Source organism: Streptomyces sp. NPDC030991, from assembly GCF_055571235.1.
Genome location: NZ_JBVIFR010000002.1, coordinates 245,020 through 259,499, shown reverse-complemented (window position 1 = coordinate 259,499; position 14,480 = coordinate 245,020). Strand labels below are relative to the sequence as shown.

The window sequence follows — 14,480 nt, the reverse complement described above, 5'->3', positions numbered from 1 at the left end:
CCTAGCCTGGAGCCATGACACCCCAGGCCCACCGCAAGCCCGCCCATATCGCCATGTTCTCCATCGCCGCCCACGGGCACGTGAACCCGAGCCTGGAGGTGATCCGGGAGCTGGTCGCCCGGGGCCACCGCGTCACGTACGCGATCCCGCACCTCTTCGAGGAGAAGGTCGCCGCGACCGGCGCCGAGCCGGTGCTCTACCGCACCACCCTGCCCGGCCCCGACGACGACCCGGCGGCCTGGGGGAGCACGCTCCTCGACAACGTGGAACCGTTCCTGACCGACGCCGTCCAGGCGCTGCCCCAGCTCGTCGAGGCGTACGAGGGAGACGGCGGAGCGGGCGTGCCCGACCTCGTACTGCACGACATCACCTCGTACCCGGCGGCCGTCCTCGCCCACCGCTGGGGCGTGCCCGCGATCTCCCTCTCGCCCAACCTCGTGGCATGGGAGGGGTACGCGGAGGAGATCGCCGAGCCGATGTGGGCGGAGCCCCGGCGGACCCCGCGCGGCAAGGCGTACTTCGACAGGTTCACCGACTGGCTCAGGGAGAACGGGGTGCCCAGGACCGCCGACGAGTTCTGGGGCCGCCCCGACCGCTCTCTGGTGCTCATCCCCAAGGCGCTCCAGCCGAACGCCGACCGGGTCGACGAGAAGACGTACACCTTCGTCGGGGCCTGCCGCGGCGAGCGGGACGCGCAGGGCGACTGGGAGCGCCCGGCCGGCGCCGAGCGGGTGCTGCTCGTCTCGCTCGGCTCGGCCTTCACCAAGCAGCCCGCCTTCTACCGCGAGTGCGTCGAGGCGTTCGGTTCCCTGCCCGGCTGGCACGTCGTGCTCCAGGTCGGCAGGCACGTCATGGCGGACGACCTCGGCGAGATCCCCGGGAACGTGGACGTGCGCCAGTGGGTCCCGCAGCAGGCGGTCCTGGAGAAGGCCGACGCGTTCATCACGCACGCCGGCGCGGGCGGCAGCCAGGAGGGCCTCGCCACGGCCACGCCGATGGTGGCCGTCCCCCAGGCCGTCGACCAGTTCGGCAACGCCGACATGCTCCAGGCCCTCGGCGTCGCCCGCCACGTCCCCATGGAGGAGGCGACCGCCGACACCCTGCGCGCGGCGGTCCTCGCCCTCGTCGACGACCCCGAGGTGGCGCGCCGCCTCGCCGCGATCCGGCAGGAGATGAAGGGCGAGGGCGGCACGCGGCGGGCGGCCGACCTCGTCGAGGCCGAACTGCCCGCCGCATGAGACGCCTCGCCCAGCGCGTCGCTCGTCACCCGCCACGCCTCACGGGGCGACCGGCACGGGGCCGTCCTCCTGCTCGTCCGGCCGCGGCTCCGGCCCGGCCGGCTCGTCGTGGGTCAGGTCCGGCATGCGGCGCAGCCACTTCGGCAGGTACCAGTTGTGCTCGCCGAGCAGCGCCATCACCGCCGGGAGCAGCACGCCCCGGATGACGGTCGCGTCGATCAGGACCGCGGCGGCCAGGCCCACGCCCATCTGCTTGAAGGACTGCATGGACAGCGTCCCGAAGATGCCGAAGACGGCGACCATGATGACGGCGGCGCTGGTGACCACCCCCGCCGTCGTGACGACACCGTGCCGGATGGCGTCCTCGTTCGTACGCCCCTGAAGGCGCGCCTCCTTGATCCGCGACACCACGAACACGTGGTAGTCCATCGAAAGCCCGAAGAGGATCACGAACAGGAACAGCGGCAGCCACGAGATGATCGCGCCGACCCCCTCCGCACCCACGAGCCCCGCGCCCCACCCGTTCTGGAAGACGGCGACCAGGATCCCGTACGCCGCGCCCACGGAGAGCAGGTTGAGGACGATCGACGTGACCGCGACGGTCAGCGAACGGAACGAGAGCAGCATCAGCAGGAAGGCGAAGACGACCACGAAGACGAAGACGGGGACGACCGAGCCGACGATCTGGTCGTTGAAGTCCTTCGACCCCGCGACCTGCCCGGTGACGGGCGCCTCCACGCCGTCGACCGTGCCGAGCGTGTCAGGGCGTACGTGATCACGCAGCAGGGCCAGGCTCTTCTCGGCCTTCCCCTGGTCGGAGCCGCCGACGAGCGGTACGTCGATGAACGCCACGTTCTCCTTCGCGTGCACGGTGATCTCGACCGGGCCGCGTGACGCGCCCGAACTCACCGCCCGCGCACGGAAGTCGGCGAGCGCGGCGCGTACCGCGGGCGCCTCGATGTCGTCGGCCCGCACGATCACCTCGGCCGGGTCCGAGCCGCCCGGGAACGCCTCGTTGAGCCGGTCGTACGTCTTCACGATCGGCAGCGAGTCCCCGAACTCCTGGTCCAGGGTGAGATTCTGCGTCTTCATGCCGAGCGCGGGCGCGGCGATCGCGAGGAGCGCGCCGACCGCGACGGCCACGGAGACGGCGGGCCGTGTGAGCACGACCGCGAGGACCCGCCTCCAGAAGCGGCTGCCGGCCTCGGCGCCGTCGGCGGTGCGGCCGCTGTCGCCGTCCCGGCGCCTCGCGCGGCGCAGGAACGGGATCCGGCCCTTCTCCACGCGCTCGCCGAGCAGCGAGAGCAGGGCGGGCAGCACGGTCACCGAGCCGACCATGGCGACCGCCACCACCATCAGCGAGGCGACGCCCATGGCCTGGAACTCGGCGAGGCCGGTGAAGAGCATGCCCGCCATGGCCACGCAGACGGTGACACCGGAGACGATGATCGCCCGGCCGCTGGTGGCCGCCGCGATCCGCAGCGCGGTCTGCGGATCGTGGCCCTTCATACGTTCCTCGCGCTCGCGGCGCAGATAGAACAGGCAGTAGTCGACGCCGACCGCCAGGCCGACGAGCAGCATGACCGAGTTGGCGGTCTCGCTCATCGGCTGGAGGTGGCTGACGACGCCCATGAGCCCCATCGTCGCCATGATCGCCGTGACGGCGAGCGCCACCGGGAGGAGCGCCGCGACGACCGCGCCGAACGCGATCAGCAGGATGCCGAGCGCCACCGGGACCGCCGAGAGCTCGGCCCGCTGGAAGTCGTCGCCGAACGCGTCGTCGAACGTCTTGCCCATGCTGGCGCCGCCGATCTCCTCGATCCGCAGCGCGTCGTGGTCGTCGGCGATACCCTCGACCGCGGCCAGGACCGGTTCGACCCGGTCGGGCGCCGTCTCCGGGTCGCCGCGCATGGCGAACCGGACGAGCGCGGTGCGGCCGTCCACCGAGACGGTCCGGGCACCGGCGGCGTACGGCGAGCGCACGTCCGTCACCGCGCCCGAACCTTCGAGGGCCCGCACGACGTCGGAGACGGCTCGCTTGAACTCCGGTGCCGTGGATACCAGTTGCCGGTCCTTGCCCTGGACGAGCACGGTCTCGCCCACCGGCTCGTCGATGTCCGCGTCGTCCACGATGCGCGTGGCCCGGCCGGTCTCGCCGCTGAGCTGGTCGCCGTCCTCGACGTCGACGCGCCCCGCCGCCGAGCCGAGCCCCATCGCCAGGACGACGAACAGCACCCAGATCCCCACCGCCGCCCAGCGGTGCCGGACGCTCCAGCCGCCGGCCCGGGCCGCGAAGCCCCGCACCCGTCGCTCCCCCTGGTCCCCGTTCCTCCCCATGAGCCCACCTCCGCAATCGAAGGTAGGGCCAGGCCCGGCCGCGTTCGTCGTGCTGCCCGGTGAGGCGCCGGGCCCCGGGTCGCCACGGAGGATGAGGCGGGCCCCCTACATCTATCGGGACGTCACGGACCACGCCGCCAATGAGGGGATGCGTCCACTTTGTTATTACAGAACCTTGTTGAACAAGTCACAGGTGTATGTAGGTCTTGATCTGGTCGCGTCAATCGGTCAGGGTTTCGTCTCAACCCCCGGAGATCTTCCGGAGATTGCCGGGGACCGCACCAAATTACGCGCCCCCACGCGCGTAGAACCTCATCCCCCCACATCACCACGAGGAGATCCCTCTTCATGGCAGTTCACAAGCGTGCCCGCACGATGAAGCTGACCGCGGCGATAGCCACGGCAGCGACGGCGGTCGGCGTGACGGTCTTCACCGGCGGCTTCGCGGGAGCCGCGGCCCCCGCCCAGGGCAAGGTCTACGGCCTCGACGCCAAGGGCGCCGTGTCCGGCAGCTACATCGTGCTGCTCGACCAGAAGGCGAACACCGCCGCCAAGAAGGACCTCGCCAAGGAGTACGGCGGCACCCTGAAGCGGAACTACGCCTCCGCCGTCAATGGCTTCTCGGTGAACGGACTCTCGGAGACCGAGGCCAAGCAGCTCGCCGCCGACAAGTCGGTCGGCAAGGTCGTCCAGAACAAGAAGTTCCACATCGACGGCGTCCAGGACAACCCGCCCTCCTGGGGCCTGGACCGCATCGACCAGGCGGACACCGCAGGCGACGGGAAGTACACCTACCCCGACAGCGCGGGCGGGGGCGCCACCGCGTACGTCATCGACACCGGCGTGCGCATCAGTCACAAGGACTTCGGCGGCCGCGCCTCCTACGGCTTCGACGCCGTCGACAACGACGACAGCGCCGACGACGGCAACGGGCACGGCACGCACGTCGCCGGGACCATCGCGGGCAGCGCGCACGGCGTCGCCAAGAAGGCGAAGATCGTCGCCGTCCGCGTCCTGGACAACGAGGGCTCCGGCACCACCGAACAGGTCGTCGCCGGCATCGACTGGGTGACCCAGAACCACCAGGGCCCCTCGGTCGCCAACATGTCGCTCGGCGGCGGCGTCGACGAGGCGCTGGACGCGGCCGTGCAGAAGTCGATCGCGTCGGGCGTCACGTACGCGGTCGCGGCCGGCAACGAGTCGGCGGACGCCGCCACGTCCAGCCCGGCCCGCGTCCCCGAGGCCATCACGGTCGCCTCCTCCACGAAGGACGACGAGCAGTCGGACTTCTCCAACTACGGCTCCGTGGTGGACATCTACGCCCCCGGCTCGGACATCACCTCCGACTGGAACACCGGCGACGACGCCACGAACACCATCTCCGGTACGTCGATGGCGACCCCGCACGTCGTCGGTGCCGCCGCCGTCTACCTCGCCGGGCACCCGGACGCGGCCCCGGCCGACGTCGCCGCGGCGCTCACCGGCGGCGCCACCCCCGACGCCGTCAAGAACGCCTCCGACGGCACCCCGAACAAGCTCCTGAAGATCGTCGAGTAGGACGGGGCACCAGAACCGGCGGCCGCCGCGCCCACCCCCACGGGGCACGGCGGCCGCCCTGCCGTGTCCGCCTATCGTGGCCGGATGACGACCAGGAGATACGCGGCACTGCTGCGCGGCATCAACGTAGGCGGCAACAGAAAAGTACCGATGGCCCAACTGCGCCCCTTGATCGCGGCGTCGGGATGCACGGACGTCCGCACCTACCTGCAGAGCGGCAATGTCACCTTCGCCGCGGAGAGCGGCGACGAGACGTCGCTCGCGCGCGACATCGAGGCGGCCATCAGCGGCGAGTTCGGCTTCGCGGTGGACGTCCTCGTACGGGACCACGCCTACCTCCGGGCCGTCATGGAGGCGTGCCCCTTCCCCGCGGCCGAACTCCAGGGCAAGCAGCTGCACGTCACGTACTTCTCCGGGCCGGTGTCTGCGGAGCGGTTCGCCGGCCTCGACCCGGCCGCCTACGCCCCCGAGGAGTTCCGGCTCGGCGACCGCGCCCTGTACCTCTACGCCCCCGGCGGCCTCGGCACCTCGAAACTGGGCGTCCAGCTGGGCCGGCCCGCGCTGAACAAGGGGCTGATCGCGACGAGCCGCAACTGGAACACCGTGGTCAAGCTGGTGGAGCTCACGAGCGGGGCGTGAGCGCGTCCAGCCGGGACATGTCCTCCGCGGTGAGCCGCACCCGCGCCGCGCCCAGGTTCTCCTCCAGGTGCGCGAGCGTCCCGGTGCCCGGCGTCGGGCAGAGCATGGGGGAGTGGTGCAGCAGCCACGCCAGGGCGATCTGCGCCGGGGTCGCGCCGTGCGCCGCCGCGATGCCGGCGCAGACCGGGTCGTCGGTGAGGCCCCCGTTGCCCAGCGGGAACCACGGCAGGAACGCGATGCCGTGCGCCTCGCACAGCTTCAGCAGCGGCTCCGAGGCGCGGTCCAGGAGGTTGTACCGGTTCTGCACGGAGACGACCGGGACGATGTCCAGCTCAAGCGCCGCCCGCAACTGCTCGGCCGTGACCGAGTCGAGGCCCACGTGGCGGATCTTGCCCTCGTCCCGCAACTCCCGCAGCGCGCCCAGCTGTTCGGCCATCGGGACCTCGGGATCGAACCGGTGCAGCTGATACAGGTCGATACGGTCCAGCCGCAGCCGGCGCAGACTCGCCTCGCACATCGCGCGCAGCCGCTCGGGGCGCCCCTCGATGTGCCACGCCTCGGCGGAATCGCGGACGACACCGCCCTTCGTGGCGATCACAGGGCCGTCGGTGTACGGGTGCAGAGCCGCGGCGACCCGCTCCTCGGCCACGTCCGGGCCGTAGTTGTCGGCGGTGTCGACGAGCGTCACGCCCAGCTCGACGGCGCGCCGCAGCAGGGCGGCCGCCTCCGCGTCGGTGCCGCGCGGGCCCCAGCAGCCGGGCCCCGTCAGATGCACGGTGCCGTAACCGAGACGGCGTACGGGCAGGTCGGAACCGATGCGGAAGACCTCGTGCGGGTCGTGGTGCGTCATGACGCGACGGTATCCAATGCCCTCAGGGCCCCCGCACGGCGGTGGCCGGGCGAGAGTTTGCCCGATCGCAACGGCCGTGTCGGTGGTCCCTGCAAACAAGCGTGAAAGGCTCGCGGGCATGCGCTATCTCATCATCGGAGCAGGAGCGGTCGGCGGCGCCATCGGCGGCCGGCTCGCGCAGTCGGGCCACGACGTCGTCCTCGTGGCGCGCGGCAGCCAGTACGAGGCGCTGCGCGACCGGGGGCTGACGCTGCGGACCCCGGACGGAGCGCACACCCACCGCCTCCCCGTCGTCGACGGACCCGAGGCGCTCGGCACCCTCGGCGCCGACGACGTCCTGGTCCTCGCCGTGAAGACCCAGGACAGCGCCGCCGCGCTCGCCGCCTGGGGCGCCCGGCCCGTCGCGGGCGGCTCCACCGCGGCCCGGCGGCTGCCGCTGGTGTGCGCGCAGAACGGCGTGGAGAGCGAGCGGCTCGCCCTGCGCACCTTCCAGCGCGTGTACGCGATGTGCGTCTGGCTGCCCGCCACCTTCGTGGAGCCGGGCGTCGTGCGCGCCGACGGCGCCCCGCTCACCGGCATCCTGCACCTGGGCCGCTACCCCGAAGGCAGCGACGACACGGCACGGGCGATCGCCGCCGATCTGGAGCGGTCGCACTTCGGGGCGCCCGTCGCCACCGACGTCATGCGCTGGAAGTACGCCAAGCTCCTGGCGAACCTGGCCAACGCGGTCGAGGCGGTCTCCGGCGTGCTCACCGGCGACGAGGGCGCCGCCCTCGTCCGGCGGGCCCGCGCCGAGGGCGAGGCCGTGCTCGCGGCGGCCGGGATCGCGTACACGCCGCAGGACGAGGAGCGCGAGGCGCGGGCCGACAGGATCCGGTTCGAGCCGGTCGACAAGTCCCCGCGCGGCGGCGGCTCCTCCTGGCAGTCCCTCCAGCGGGGCACCGGCACCATCGAGGCGGACTACCTCAACGGCGAGATCGCCCTCCTCGGCCGGCTGCACGGGGTGCCGACCCCGGTCAACGACGTCCTCCAGGAGTACGCCGACGAGGCGGCGCGGCAACGGCGCCCGGCGGGCGCGACCTCCGTGGCCGACCTGACCGCGGCGGTCGACGCCCGCCGCTAGCCGGCCCGCCACGCTCTCCCCGTGGAGTTCCCGTCCCTGTCGCGTTTGTTCAAGAGGCAGCGGGACGCCGCGCCATAGCGTCGGGGCCATGAAAGAACGCATGGACACCGTGTACCCGTACCTCGTCGAAGCCGCCGCCGAGGCCGCCCGCGTCGCCGCCGGGGTCGAGGCCGGCCGGCTCGACGCCCCGTCCCGCTGCGGCGACTGGGACGTGCGGACCCTCGTCAACCACTGGGTCCTGTACAGCTCGCACGGCCTGGAGCACCGCGCCCGCCGCCTTCAGCTGCCCGATGAACTGACCGGCCGCGACTTCACCACCGATCAGGACTGGGCCGCGCGCTACGCCGCCCAGCTCGACCGGGCGGTCGCCGCCTGGTCCGCGCCCGAGACATGGGACGGCGCCATCGACCTCGGCTCCGACCGGCAGCCCGCCCCCGGCGTCGCCGTCCTCATCTGGGCCGAACTCGTCCTGCACGGTTGGGACGTGGCCCGCGCCACCGGCCAGGAGTTCCACGTCTCGGACGGCGCCGCCGCGCTGCTGCTGCGCGTCGTCGGCGAGAACGCCGCGCTCTACCGGCAGTACGAGGGCTTCGCCGAGCCCGTCGAGGTGGCCGCCGGGGCGTCCGGGTACGAGCGGGCGCTCGCGCTGAGCGGCCGCGACCCCGTTCCCGTCAGGAGCTGACGGGCTCACCCTGCTCTCCGCGCCACGCGTCGTGACGCGCCCTGCGCACGGCGGGCCCCACCCCCAGTCCCGCCGCGACGAACAGCACCCCGAGCACGGCCCAGCCCGCCGCCCCGTGGTCGATGGCCGTCACGGTCACCAGGGCCGGCGCGGCCATCGTCGCCGCGGCCTGCCCGGAGTTGAACACACCCTGGTAGACGCCCTGCGCCCGGGCGTCCGCGAGCCCGTATCCGACGGTCCAGCCGCCCGCCGCGGAGAGCACCTCGGCGAGGACCTGCACCACCGCGCCCACCACCAGGATCACCAGCGCCCACAGCGGTGACAGGCCCGCCGTGCACGCGAACACCGCGCAGGCCAGCGCGAGCAGCAGCCCCGAGCGGCGCATCACCCGTACCGCGCCCGGCAGGTCCTCCACGCCGCGCGTCGCCCGTACCTGGAGCAGCGCCACCAGCACACAGTTGAGGACCATGATCAGGGCGGCCGACCAGCGCGGCGCCTGTGTGTGCTGCACGATCCACAGCGGCAGCCCCACCTCCAACAGGCTGTACTGCAGGGCCAGTACGGCATTGAGGAACGTCACGCCCAGGTACGGCAGATCGCGCACCGCCCGCAGCCGGTCCCGCGCGGGCACGTCGTCCACCGGTCGCGGCGCCGCGCTGTGCGGCAGCCTGTGCACCAGCACGGCGGACACGACGAACGCCACCGCGTCGAGGAGGATCAGCGCCGTGTACCCGGCCCGGCTGTCCGCCTGGAGCGCCAGCGCACCGAACGCGCCGCCCGCGCCCATCCCCACGTTGGTCACCATCCGCAGATGCGCCCGGCCCTCCACGCGCGTCCGGGCGGGCAGCACATCGGCGTAGAGCGCGTTACGCACTCCCATGCTCGCCTGGCACAGCGCGGCGTACCCGATCGCGGTCGCCAGGAAGGAGGCGTACGAGCCGATCACCGTGTACGCCGCGAGCATCACCCCGCACCCGATCCACAGCGCCGTCAGCACCGGCCGGCGCCCCCACCGGTCCGACGCCCACCCGGCGGGCACCCCCGCCGCGATCCCGAACAGCCCCGCCACGGTCAGGCCGATTCCGACCGATGTGGCGCCCAGACCGACGACCCGGGTGAAGTACAGCACGCTCACCGGGAAGAACAGGCCGCGCCCGAACGCGTTGAGGAGCGTGAGCAGGGAGAGGCGCAGCAACAGCGGATCGGTGGGCAGCATGCCGGCGAACCGGGTGGTGGGCACGGTCCCGGCGGGGCGCGCCTCGGTCGGCGAAGTGGTCATGCCCACAGCGAACCGGATGCCGCCCCGGAGGAATATTCCTTTAGCGTGCGCCTAAAGGGTCCCGGCGGCCGAGGGGAGAACCAGGGGGAGAAGGGACAGGGATGATCGAATTCCGGTTCGTCGTCGGCGACCTCGCCCGTACGTCGTTCGCGTACTCGCCGCTCCAGGAGGCCGTGTACTCCCTGCGCTGCTGGCGCGACCCCGCCCGCTACCCGCATCAGCGCCCCTGGTTGCGCCGGCTGACCCCCGCCTTCCGCCGCCAGGACACCGAGCTGCTGACCGCGCTGATCGCGCCGAGCTTGTGGATCCCGGACTTCCTCACCCCGCGTCCGGACCGGCCGAGGCCCGCCTTCGGTCAGCAGCTCGCCGCGCTCGGCCGCACCCCGCCGCATGTCCTCGGACCGGAGTTCACCGCGGCCTACGGGCCCGCCCCGCTACCTCCCGCGGTCCGCCAGGGCCTCGCCGACCCCGCCGCCTTCCTCGCCAGGATCGTCACCGCCCTGGACGCCTACTGGCACGACTGCCTCGCCCCGGACTGGTGGCCGCGCGTCCACGCCGTCCTGGAGGCCGACCTCGCCCACCGCGGCAAGGTCCTCGCCGAGCAGGGCGCGGGCGGCCTCTTCGCGAGCCTCGACCCGCGGCTGAACTGGAGCGGGGAAGTCCTCACCCTGGTCAAGAAGTTCGACCGGCACCCCTGGCCCGAGGCCGACATCCGCATCGGCGGCCGGGGCCTCGTCCTCGTCCCCACGCTCTTCGCCCAGGGCGCCCACACCATGATCGACCCCGAGCTGCCCCCGCTGCTCTCCTACCCCGCGCGCGGCCGCGCCACGATCTCCGAGACGCCGCCCCCGGTCACCGGCGAGGCCCTGTCCCGCCTCCTCGGCACGGCCCGCGCCCGCATCCTGCGCCTCCTGGAAGAACCCGCCTCCACGACGGAACTCGCCCACCGTCTGGCGATCACCCCGGGCGCGGTGAGCCAGCACCTGTCGATCCTCTACGACGCGGGCCTGCTCCTGCGCACCCGCAGCGGGCGGAGCGTGCGGTACCGGCGCAGCGAACTGGGGGAGCGGCTGTGCGGCTGACCGGCGGCGCCCCTCAGGCCCCCACCGCCACCAACTCCCGTACCAGCGCCCCCTGATAACGCCGCACCAGCACCCGCGCCACCTCCGGCGCCGCCCCCAGTACCTCGGCCAGGACGTCCGCCCCGGCCGCGCCCCGCGCGATGCGGTCCGGGAGGCGGCCCGGGGCCAGGACGTAGGGGGCGACCGCGACCCGGTCGCAGCCCAGGGCGCGCAGTTCTCGTACGGCGTCCTCCGTACGGGGCAGGGAAGCGGAGGCGAACGCAGGTCGCACGGCGCACCAACCGGTGTGCCGCCACTCCCGCGCGATATCAGCGATCACTGCGATCGCCTCCGGGTCGGAGGAGCCCGCCGAGGCCAGCACGACGCCGGTCGTGGGCTTGTCGGCGGGGGTGAGCCCGGCCTCGTACAGGCGTCGTTCGAGCGCCGAGAGGAGGAGCGGTGAGGGGCCGAGGACGTCCGCCTGGCGGATCCGCAGCGAACGCGGGGCCTCGCACAGCGCCGCCGGGATGTCGGACTTCGCGTGGAAGGCACGGGTGAGGAGGAGCGGAAGGGCGACCACATCGCGTACGCCCTCCGCCGCCAGGGACTCCAGCACCCCGTTCACCGACGGGATGTCGAAGTCCAGGAACGCCGTCTCCACCCGCACGCCGGGACGCTGCGCCCGCACCTCGCGCACGAGGGCGTGCACCGTCGCGGCGTGCCGCGGGTCGCGGCTGCCGTGGGCTATCACCAGCAGGACGGGCGGATGGTGCATGGGGCGGCTCAGCTCTTGACGAGGAGGCCGCGGCTGCGCAGCACGCGGCGCTCCAACGGGCTGAAGATCAGCAGGTCGATGACGATACCGACGATCAGGATGAGCAGGATCGCCAGGAACACCATGGGCATGGAGGAGGCGTTGCGGCCGTTCTCCAGGAGCTGGCCGAGGCCGACGCCCAGGTCGGGCGAGGACGCGATGATCTCCGCCGCCATCAGTGAACGCCAGGAGAACGCCCAGCCCTGCTTGAGCCCCGCCAGATAGCCGGGCAGCGACGCAGGCAGGACGATGTGCCACAGCCCGCGCGCACCCGTCGCGCCGAGCGTGCGGCCCGCGCGCAGGAACAGCGGCGGCACCTGGTCGACGCCGGACACCAGGCCGTTGGCGATCGAGGGGACGGCGCCGAGCAGGATGACCGCGTACATCATCGAGTTGTTCAGGCCGAGCCACAGCACGGCCGGGGGGACCCACGCCACCGACGGCAGCGACTGGAGGCCGGAGAGGACCGGGCCGATCGCCGAGCGCACGAACTTCACCCGCGACACCAGCAGCCCCAGCGGCGTGCCGATGACCAGCGCGAACAGGAAGCCGAGCAGACCGCGCGAGACGCTCGTCCAGATGTAGCCGAGCAGTTCGCCCTTGAGCCAGGCGTCCTGCACCTCGTCCCAGACCGCCGACGGCGCGGGCAGCTTCGTCGCATCATCGACGATCTTGAAGGAGATCAGCGCCTGCCAGACCACGAGCACGACGAGGACCGCCGTCAGCGGCGGCAGGATCTTCTCGCGGAACGTCCGGCTGAACGGGACGCGCCCGGTGTCCACGCTCTCCAGCGCGTCCAGGCCGGCCTCCAGGCCCGCCAGGTCGTCCTTGCCGGTTCTGGCCGGGCCGGCCTCCTCGACCTCGTCGACGGCGGCCGTCGGTTCAGTCCTTGCCATGACGGCGGATCTCCCCACGCAGTTGTTCGGTGATCTCGACGGAGAGCTCGGCCACGTCCGCGTCCTCGATACGGCGCGGCTGCGGGATGTCCACCGTCCACTCATGGGCGATGCGCCCGGGCCGCGACGACAGGAGCACCACCCGTTCGGCGAGCCGCACCGCCTCGCGCACGTTGTGCGTGACGAAGAGGACGGAGACCTTCGTCTCCCGCCAGATGCGGGTCAGCTCGTCGTGCAGCACATCCCGCGTGATCGCGTCGAGCGCCGCGAACGGCTCGTCCATCAGCAGCAGCCCGGCGTCCTGGGCCAGCGCCCGCGCCAGGGCGACACGCTGGCGCATGCCGCCGGACAGCTCGTGCACGCGCTTGCCGTACGCGCCTTGCAGCCGTACGAGTTCGAGCAGTTCCTCGGCGCGGTCACGCCGGTCGTTCTTCGCGACTCCCCTGAGTTTCAGGGCGAGTTCGATGTTCTTGCCCGCGGTCAGCCACGGGAAGAGGGCGTGCTCCTGGAACATCAGGGCCGGCCGGCCGTCCGTCGCGATGGCGCCCGCGGACGGCCGGTCGAGCCCGGCCACCAGGTTGAGCAGCGTCGACTTGCCGCATCCGGAGGCCCCCAGGAGGGTGACGAACTCGCCCGGCGCGACATCGAGCGTGATGTCGTCCAGGACGAGCTGGGGGCCCGCCGGTGTGGCGAAGGACTTCGAGACGTGCTCGATCCGGGCCGCCCTGCCGCCTGTCGCGGTGGCGGAGTCGCCCGCCTTGGCAAGAGTTGTCGCCATGGTCGTCACCTCCTGGGAATCCGTGAATCCGGTGAACTCGGCTGGTGTGCTGGTTACGTGATGCCGGTCACTTGACGCCGAGGCCGGCGTCGTCGACCTTGGTGCCACCGGTGGCCGCGAGGACCTTGTTGAGCGGCTTCAGGTCGTAGATACCGGTCAGGTCGGGCTTCTCCAGGAGACCCGCCTTCACCGCGTGGTCCGCCTCGGAGTCGAGGGTCGAGGCCAGCGGGTCGTCGGTGAACTCGATGGACTTCCACGCCGGGTCGAGCACCTTCGCGGGGAGCGCCTTGCCCGAGTCCTTCTCCAACTGCTTGTTGGCGGCGGCCTTGGCGTCGTCCGGGTTGGCGTTCATCCACTTGTTCGTCTTGACCGAACCGCGCAGCACGGCCTCGACGACGTCCGGGTGCTCCTTGAGGAACGACTGCTTCACGATGATGTTCGTGATCACGAACTTCTTGTCGGGCCACAGGTCCGCCTCGTCGAGCAGCACCTTGGCGCCCTCGGCGACCAGCTTGGACGCGGTCGGCTCCGGCACCCACGCGCCGTCGACGGAACCGGACTTGTAGGCGTCGGGCGTGATCTTGTTGTCCGTGCGGACCACGGACACGTCCCCCTTGCCGGAGTTCGCGTCGACCTTCCAGCCCTTCTCGGCGATCCAGTTCAGGAACGCGACGTCCTGGGTGTTGCCGAGCTGCGGGGTGGCGATCTTCTTGCCCTTGACGTCGTCCAGGGACTTGATCTTCTTCGGGTTGACGACCAGCTTCACGCCGCCGGAGGCCGAACCGCCGATGATGCGCAGCGACTTGCTCTGCGACTTCGTGTAGCCGTTGATGGCGGGGGAGGGGCCGATCCAGCCGATGTCGATGGAGCCGCTGTTGAGCGCCTCGATCTCGGACGGCCCGGCGTTGAAGACCTGGTACTTCGCCTGCGTGCCCTTGAGCTCCTTCTGGAAGAAGCCCTTCTGGTTGCCGACGAGGGCGGTGCCGTGGGTCAGGTTCCCGAAGTAACCGATCTTGACGGAGTCCGCGGAGAGGGCCTTGCCCTTGGCGGAGACGTTCTCCTTGGAGCTGTCGTCGCTGTCCGAGCCGTAGCCGCAGGCCGTCGCGGTGAGCGCGAGGAGCGGCAGCGCGGCGACGGCGACGAGGCCGCGGCGCGTAAGGGTGGAACGGTTGGCAGGCACGGGAGGTTTTCCCCTCGTTGGCCCGGCGGTCACGCGGTCAGGGCGT

13 protein-coding genes are annotated in these 14,480 nt (G+C 72.1%); 6 read left to right on the top strand and 7 right to left on the bottom strand.

Going from position 1 to position 14,480, the window contains the following annotated elements:
- The first annotated feature begins 14 nt into the window (after positions 1–14).
- Positions 15–1,238: a macrolide-inactivating glycosyltransferase gene (gene mgt, locus ACZ45E_RS04740; protein WP_468216531.1), complete on the top strand. Its 1,224-nt coding sequence runs from the start codon at positions 15–17 to the stop codon at positions 1,236–1,238.
- A 39-nt stretch (positions 1,239–1,277) separates the two neighbouring features.
- On the opposite strand, the gene ACZ45E_RS04735 is transcribed toward mgt, so the two are convergent.
- Positions 1,278–3,575 carry an MMPL family transporter gene (locus tag ACZ45E_RS04735; RefSeq protein WP_468216530.1) on the bottom strand — a complete coding sequence of 766 codons (2,298 nt, stop codon included), beginning with the start codon at positions 3,573–3,575 and terminating at the stop codon, positions 1,278–1,280.
- Between the two features lie 348 nt (positions 3,576–3,923).
- On the opposite strand from ACZ45E_RS04735, the gene ACZ45E_RS04730 reads away from it, so the two are divergent.
- Both ACZ45E_RS04730 and ACZ45E_RS04725 read left to right on the top strand, forming a co-directional pair.
- On the top strand, positions 3,924–5,132 hold the full coding sequence (locus ACZ45E_RS04730) for a S8 family peptidase (protein ID WP_468216527.1): 1,209 nt from the start codon (positions 3,924–3,926) through the stop codon (positions 5,130–5,132).
- A gap of 84 nt (positions 5,133–5,216) precedes the next feature.
- Positions 5,217–5,771: a DUF1697 domain-containing protein gene (locus ACZ45E_RS04725; protein WP_468216524.1), complete on the top strand. Its 555-nt coding sequence runs from the start codon at positions 5,217–5,219 to the stop codon at positions 5,769–5,771.
- Here ACZ45E_RS04725 and ACZ45E_RS04720 read toward each other — a convergent pair.
- Positions 5,755–6,621, bottom strand: coding sequence for an aldo/keto reductase (locus tag ACZ45E_RS04720; protein ID WP_468216522.1), 867 nt, complete (start codon positions 6,619–6,621; stop codon positions 5,755–5,757). The two genes, ACZ45E_RS04725 and ACZ45E_RS04720, sit on opposite strands and share 17 nt — an antisense overlap.
- Positions 6,622–6,739: 118 nt before the next feature.
- On the opposite strand from ACZ45E_RS04720, the gene ACZ45E_RS04715 reads away from it, so the two are divergent.
- Both ACZ45E_RS04715 and ACZ45E_RS04710 read left to right on the top strand, forming a co-directional pair.
- On the top strand, positions 6,740–7,744 hold the full coding sequence (locus tag ACZ45E_RS04715) for a ketopantoate reductase family protein (RefSeq protein WP_468216521.1): 1,005 nt from the start codon (positions 6,740–6,742) through the stop codon (positions 7,742–7,744).
- Between the two features lie 100 nt (positions 7,745–7,844).
- Positions 7,845–8,426 (top strand): TIGR03086 family metal-binding protein, encoded by a 582-nt coding sequence (locus ACZ45E_RS04710; protein ID WP_468217128.1) that lies wholly within the window; start codon positions 7,845–7,847, stop codon positions 8,424–8,426.
- Here ACZ45E_RS04710 and ACZ45E_RS04705 read toward each other — a convergent pair.
- Complete coding sequence (locus tag ACZ45E_RS04705; protein WP_468216519.1) at positions 8,416–9,705, bottom strand: MFS transporter; 1,290 nt, start codon at positions 9,703–9,705, stop codon at positions 8,416–8,418. The genes ACZ45E_RS04710 and ACZ45E_RS04705 overlap by 11 nt on opposite strands.
- 101 nt (positions 9,706–9,806) lie before the next feature.
- Between ACZ45E_RS04705 and ACZ45E_RS04700 the strand changes: the two genes are divergently transcribed.
- Positions 9,807–10,787 (top strand): ArsR/SmtB family transcription factor, encoded by a 981-nt coding sequence (locus ACZ45E_RS04700; RefSeq protein ID WP_468216516.1) that lies wholly within the window; start codon positions 9,807–9,809, stop codon positions 10,785–10,787.
- Positions 10,788–10,800: 13 nt separating this feature from the next.
- Here the strand turns inward: ACZ45E_RS04700 and ACZ45E_RS04695 are convergent, their stop codons facing one another.
- The 4 genes from ACZ45E_RS04695 to ACZ45E_RS04680 all read right to left on the bottom strand — a co-directional run bounded on the left by ACZ45E_RS04695 (position 10,801) and on the right by ACZ45E_RS04680 (position 14,434).
- Positions 10,801–11,541 (bottom strand): sirohydrochlorin chelatase, encoded by a 741-nt coding sequence (locus ACZ45E_RS04695; RefSeq protein ID WP_468216513.1) that lies wholly within the window; start codon positions 11,539–11,541, stop codon positions 10,801–10,803.
- A gap of 8 nt (positions 11,542–11,549) precedes the next feature.
- A complete protein-coding gene (locus tag ACZ45E_RS04690; RefSeq protein WP_468216510.1) occupies positions 11,550–12,476 on the bottom strand; it encodes an ABC transporter permease in 927 nt (308 codons plus the stop codon).
- On the bottom strand, positions 12,463–13,254 hold the full coding sequence (locus ACZ45E_RS04685) for an ABC transporter ATP-binding protein (RefSeq protein ID WP_468216507.1): 792 nt from the start codon (positions 13,252–13,254) through the stop codon (positions 12,463–12,465). The genes ACZ45E_RS04690 and ACZ45E_RS04685 overlap by 14 nt, the downstream gene beginning before the upstream one ends.
- A 67-nt stretch (positions 13,255–13,321) precedes the next feature.
- Positions 13,322–14,434, bottom strand: a complete 1,113-nt coding sequence (locus ACZ45E_RS04680) for an aliphatic sulfonate ABC transporter substrate-binding protein (RefSeq protein ID WP_468216504.1) — start codon at positions 14,432–14,434, stop codon at positions 13,322–13,324.
- Positions 14,435–14,480: the final 46 nt, after the last annotated feature.

Excerpts from the sequence above, each read along its gene's own strand:
- ACZ45E_RS04685 (WP_468216507.1), bottom strand. The coding sequence starts at position 13,254 with ATGGCGACAACTCTTGCCAAGGCGGGCGACTCCGCCACCGCGACAGGC.
- ACZ45E_RS04700 (WP_468216516.1), top strand. The coding sequence starts at position 9,807 with ATGATCGAATTCCGGTTCGTCGTCGGCGACCTCGCCCGTACGTCGTTC.
- mgt (WP_468216531.1), top strand. The coding sequence starts at position 15 with ATGACACCCCAGGCCCACCGCAAGCCCGCCCATATCGCCATGTTCTCC.
- ACZ45E_RS04695 (WP_468216513.1), bottom strand. The coding sequence starts at position 11,541 with ATGCACCATCCGCCCGTCCTGCTGGTGATAGCCCACGGCAGCCGCGAC.
- ACZ45E_RS04690 (WP_468216510.1), bottom strand. The coding sequence starts at position 12,476 with ATGGCAAGGACTGAACCGACGGCCGCCGTCGACGAGGTCGAGGAGGCC.
- ACZ45E_RS04715 (WP_468216521.1), top strand. The coding sequence starts at position 6,740 with ATGCGCTATCTCATCATCGGAGCAGGAGCGGTCGGCGGCGCCATCGGC.
- ACZ45E_RS04730 (WP_468216527.1), top strand. The coding sequence starts at position 3,924 with ATGGCAGTTCACAAGCGTGCCCGCACGATGAAGCTGACCGCGGCGATA.
- ACZ45E_RS04710 (WP_468217128.1), top strand. The coding sequence starts at position 7,845 with ATGGACACCGTGTACCCGTACCTCGTCGAAGCCGCCGCCGAGGCCGCC.
- ACZ45E_RS04735 (WP_468216530.1), bottom strand. The coding sequence starts at position 3,575 with ATGGGGAGGAACGGGGACCAGGGGGAGCGACGGGTGCGGGGCTTCGCG.
- ACZ45E_RS04725 (WP_468216524.1), top strand. The coding sequence starts at position 5,217 with ATGACGACCAGGAGATACGCGGCACTGCTGCGCGGCATCAACGTAGGC.
- ACZ45E_RS04705 (WP_468216519.1), bottom strand. The coding sequence starts at position 9,705 with ATGACCACTTCGCCGACCGAGGCGCGCCCCGCCGGGACCGTGCCCACC.
- ACZ45E_RS04720 (WP_468216522.1), bottom strand. The coding sequence starts at position 6,621 with ATGACGCACCACGACCCGCACGAGGTCTTCCGCATCGGTTCCGACCTG.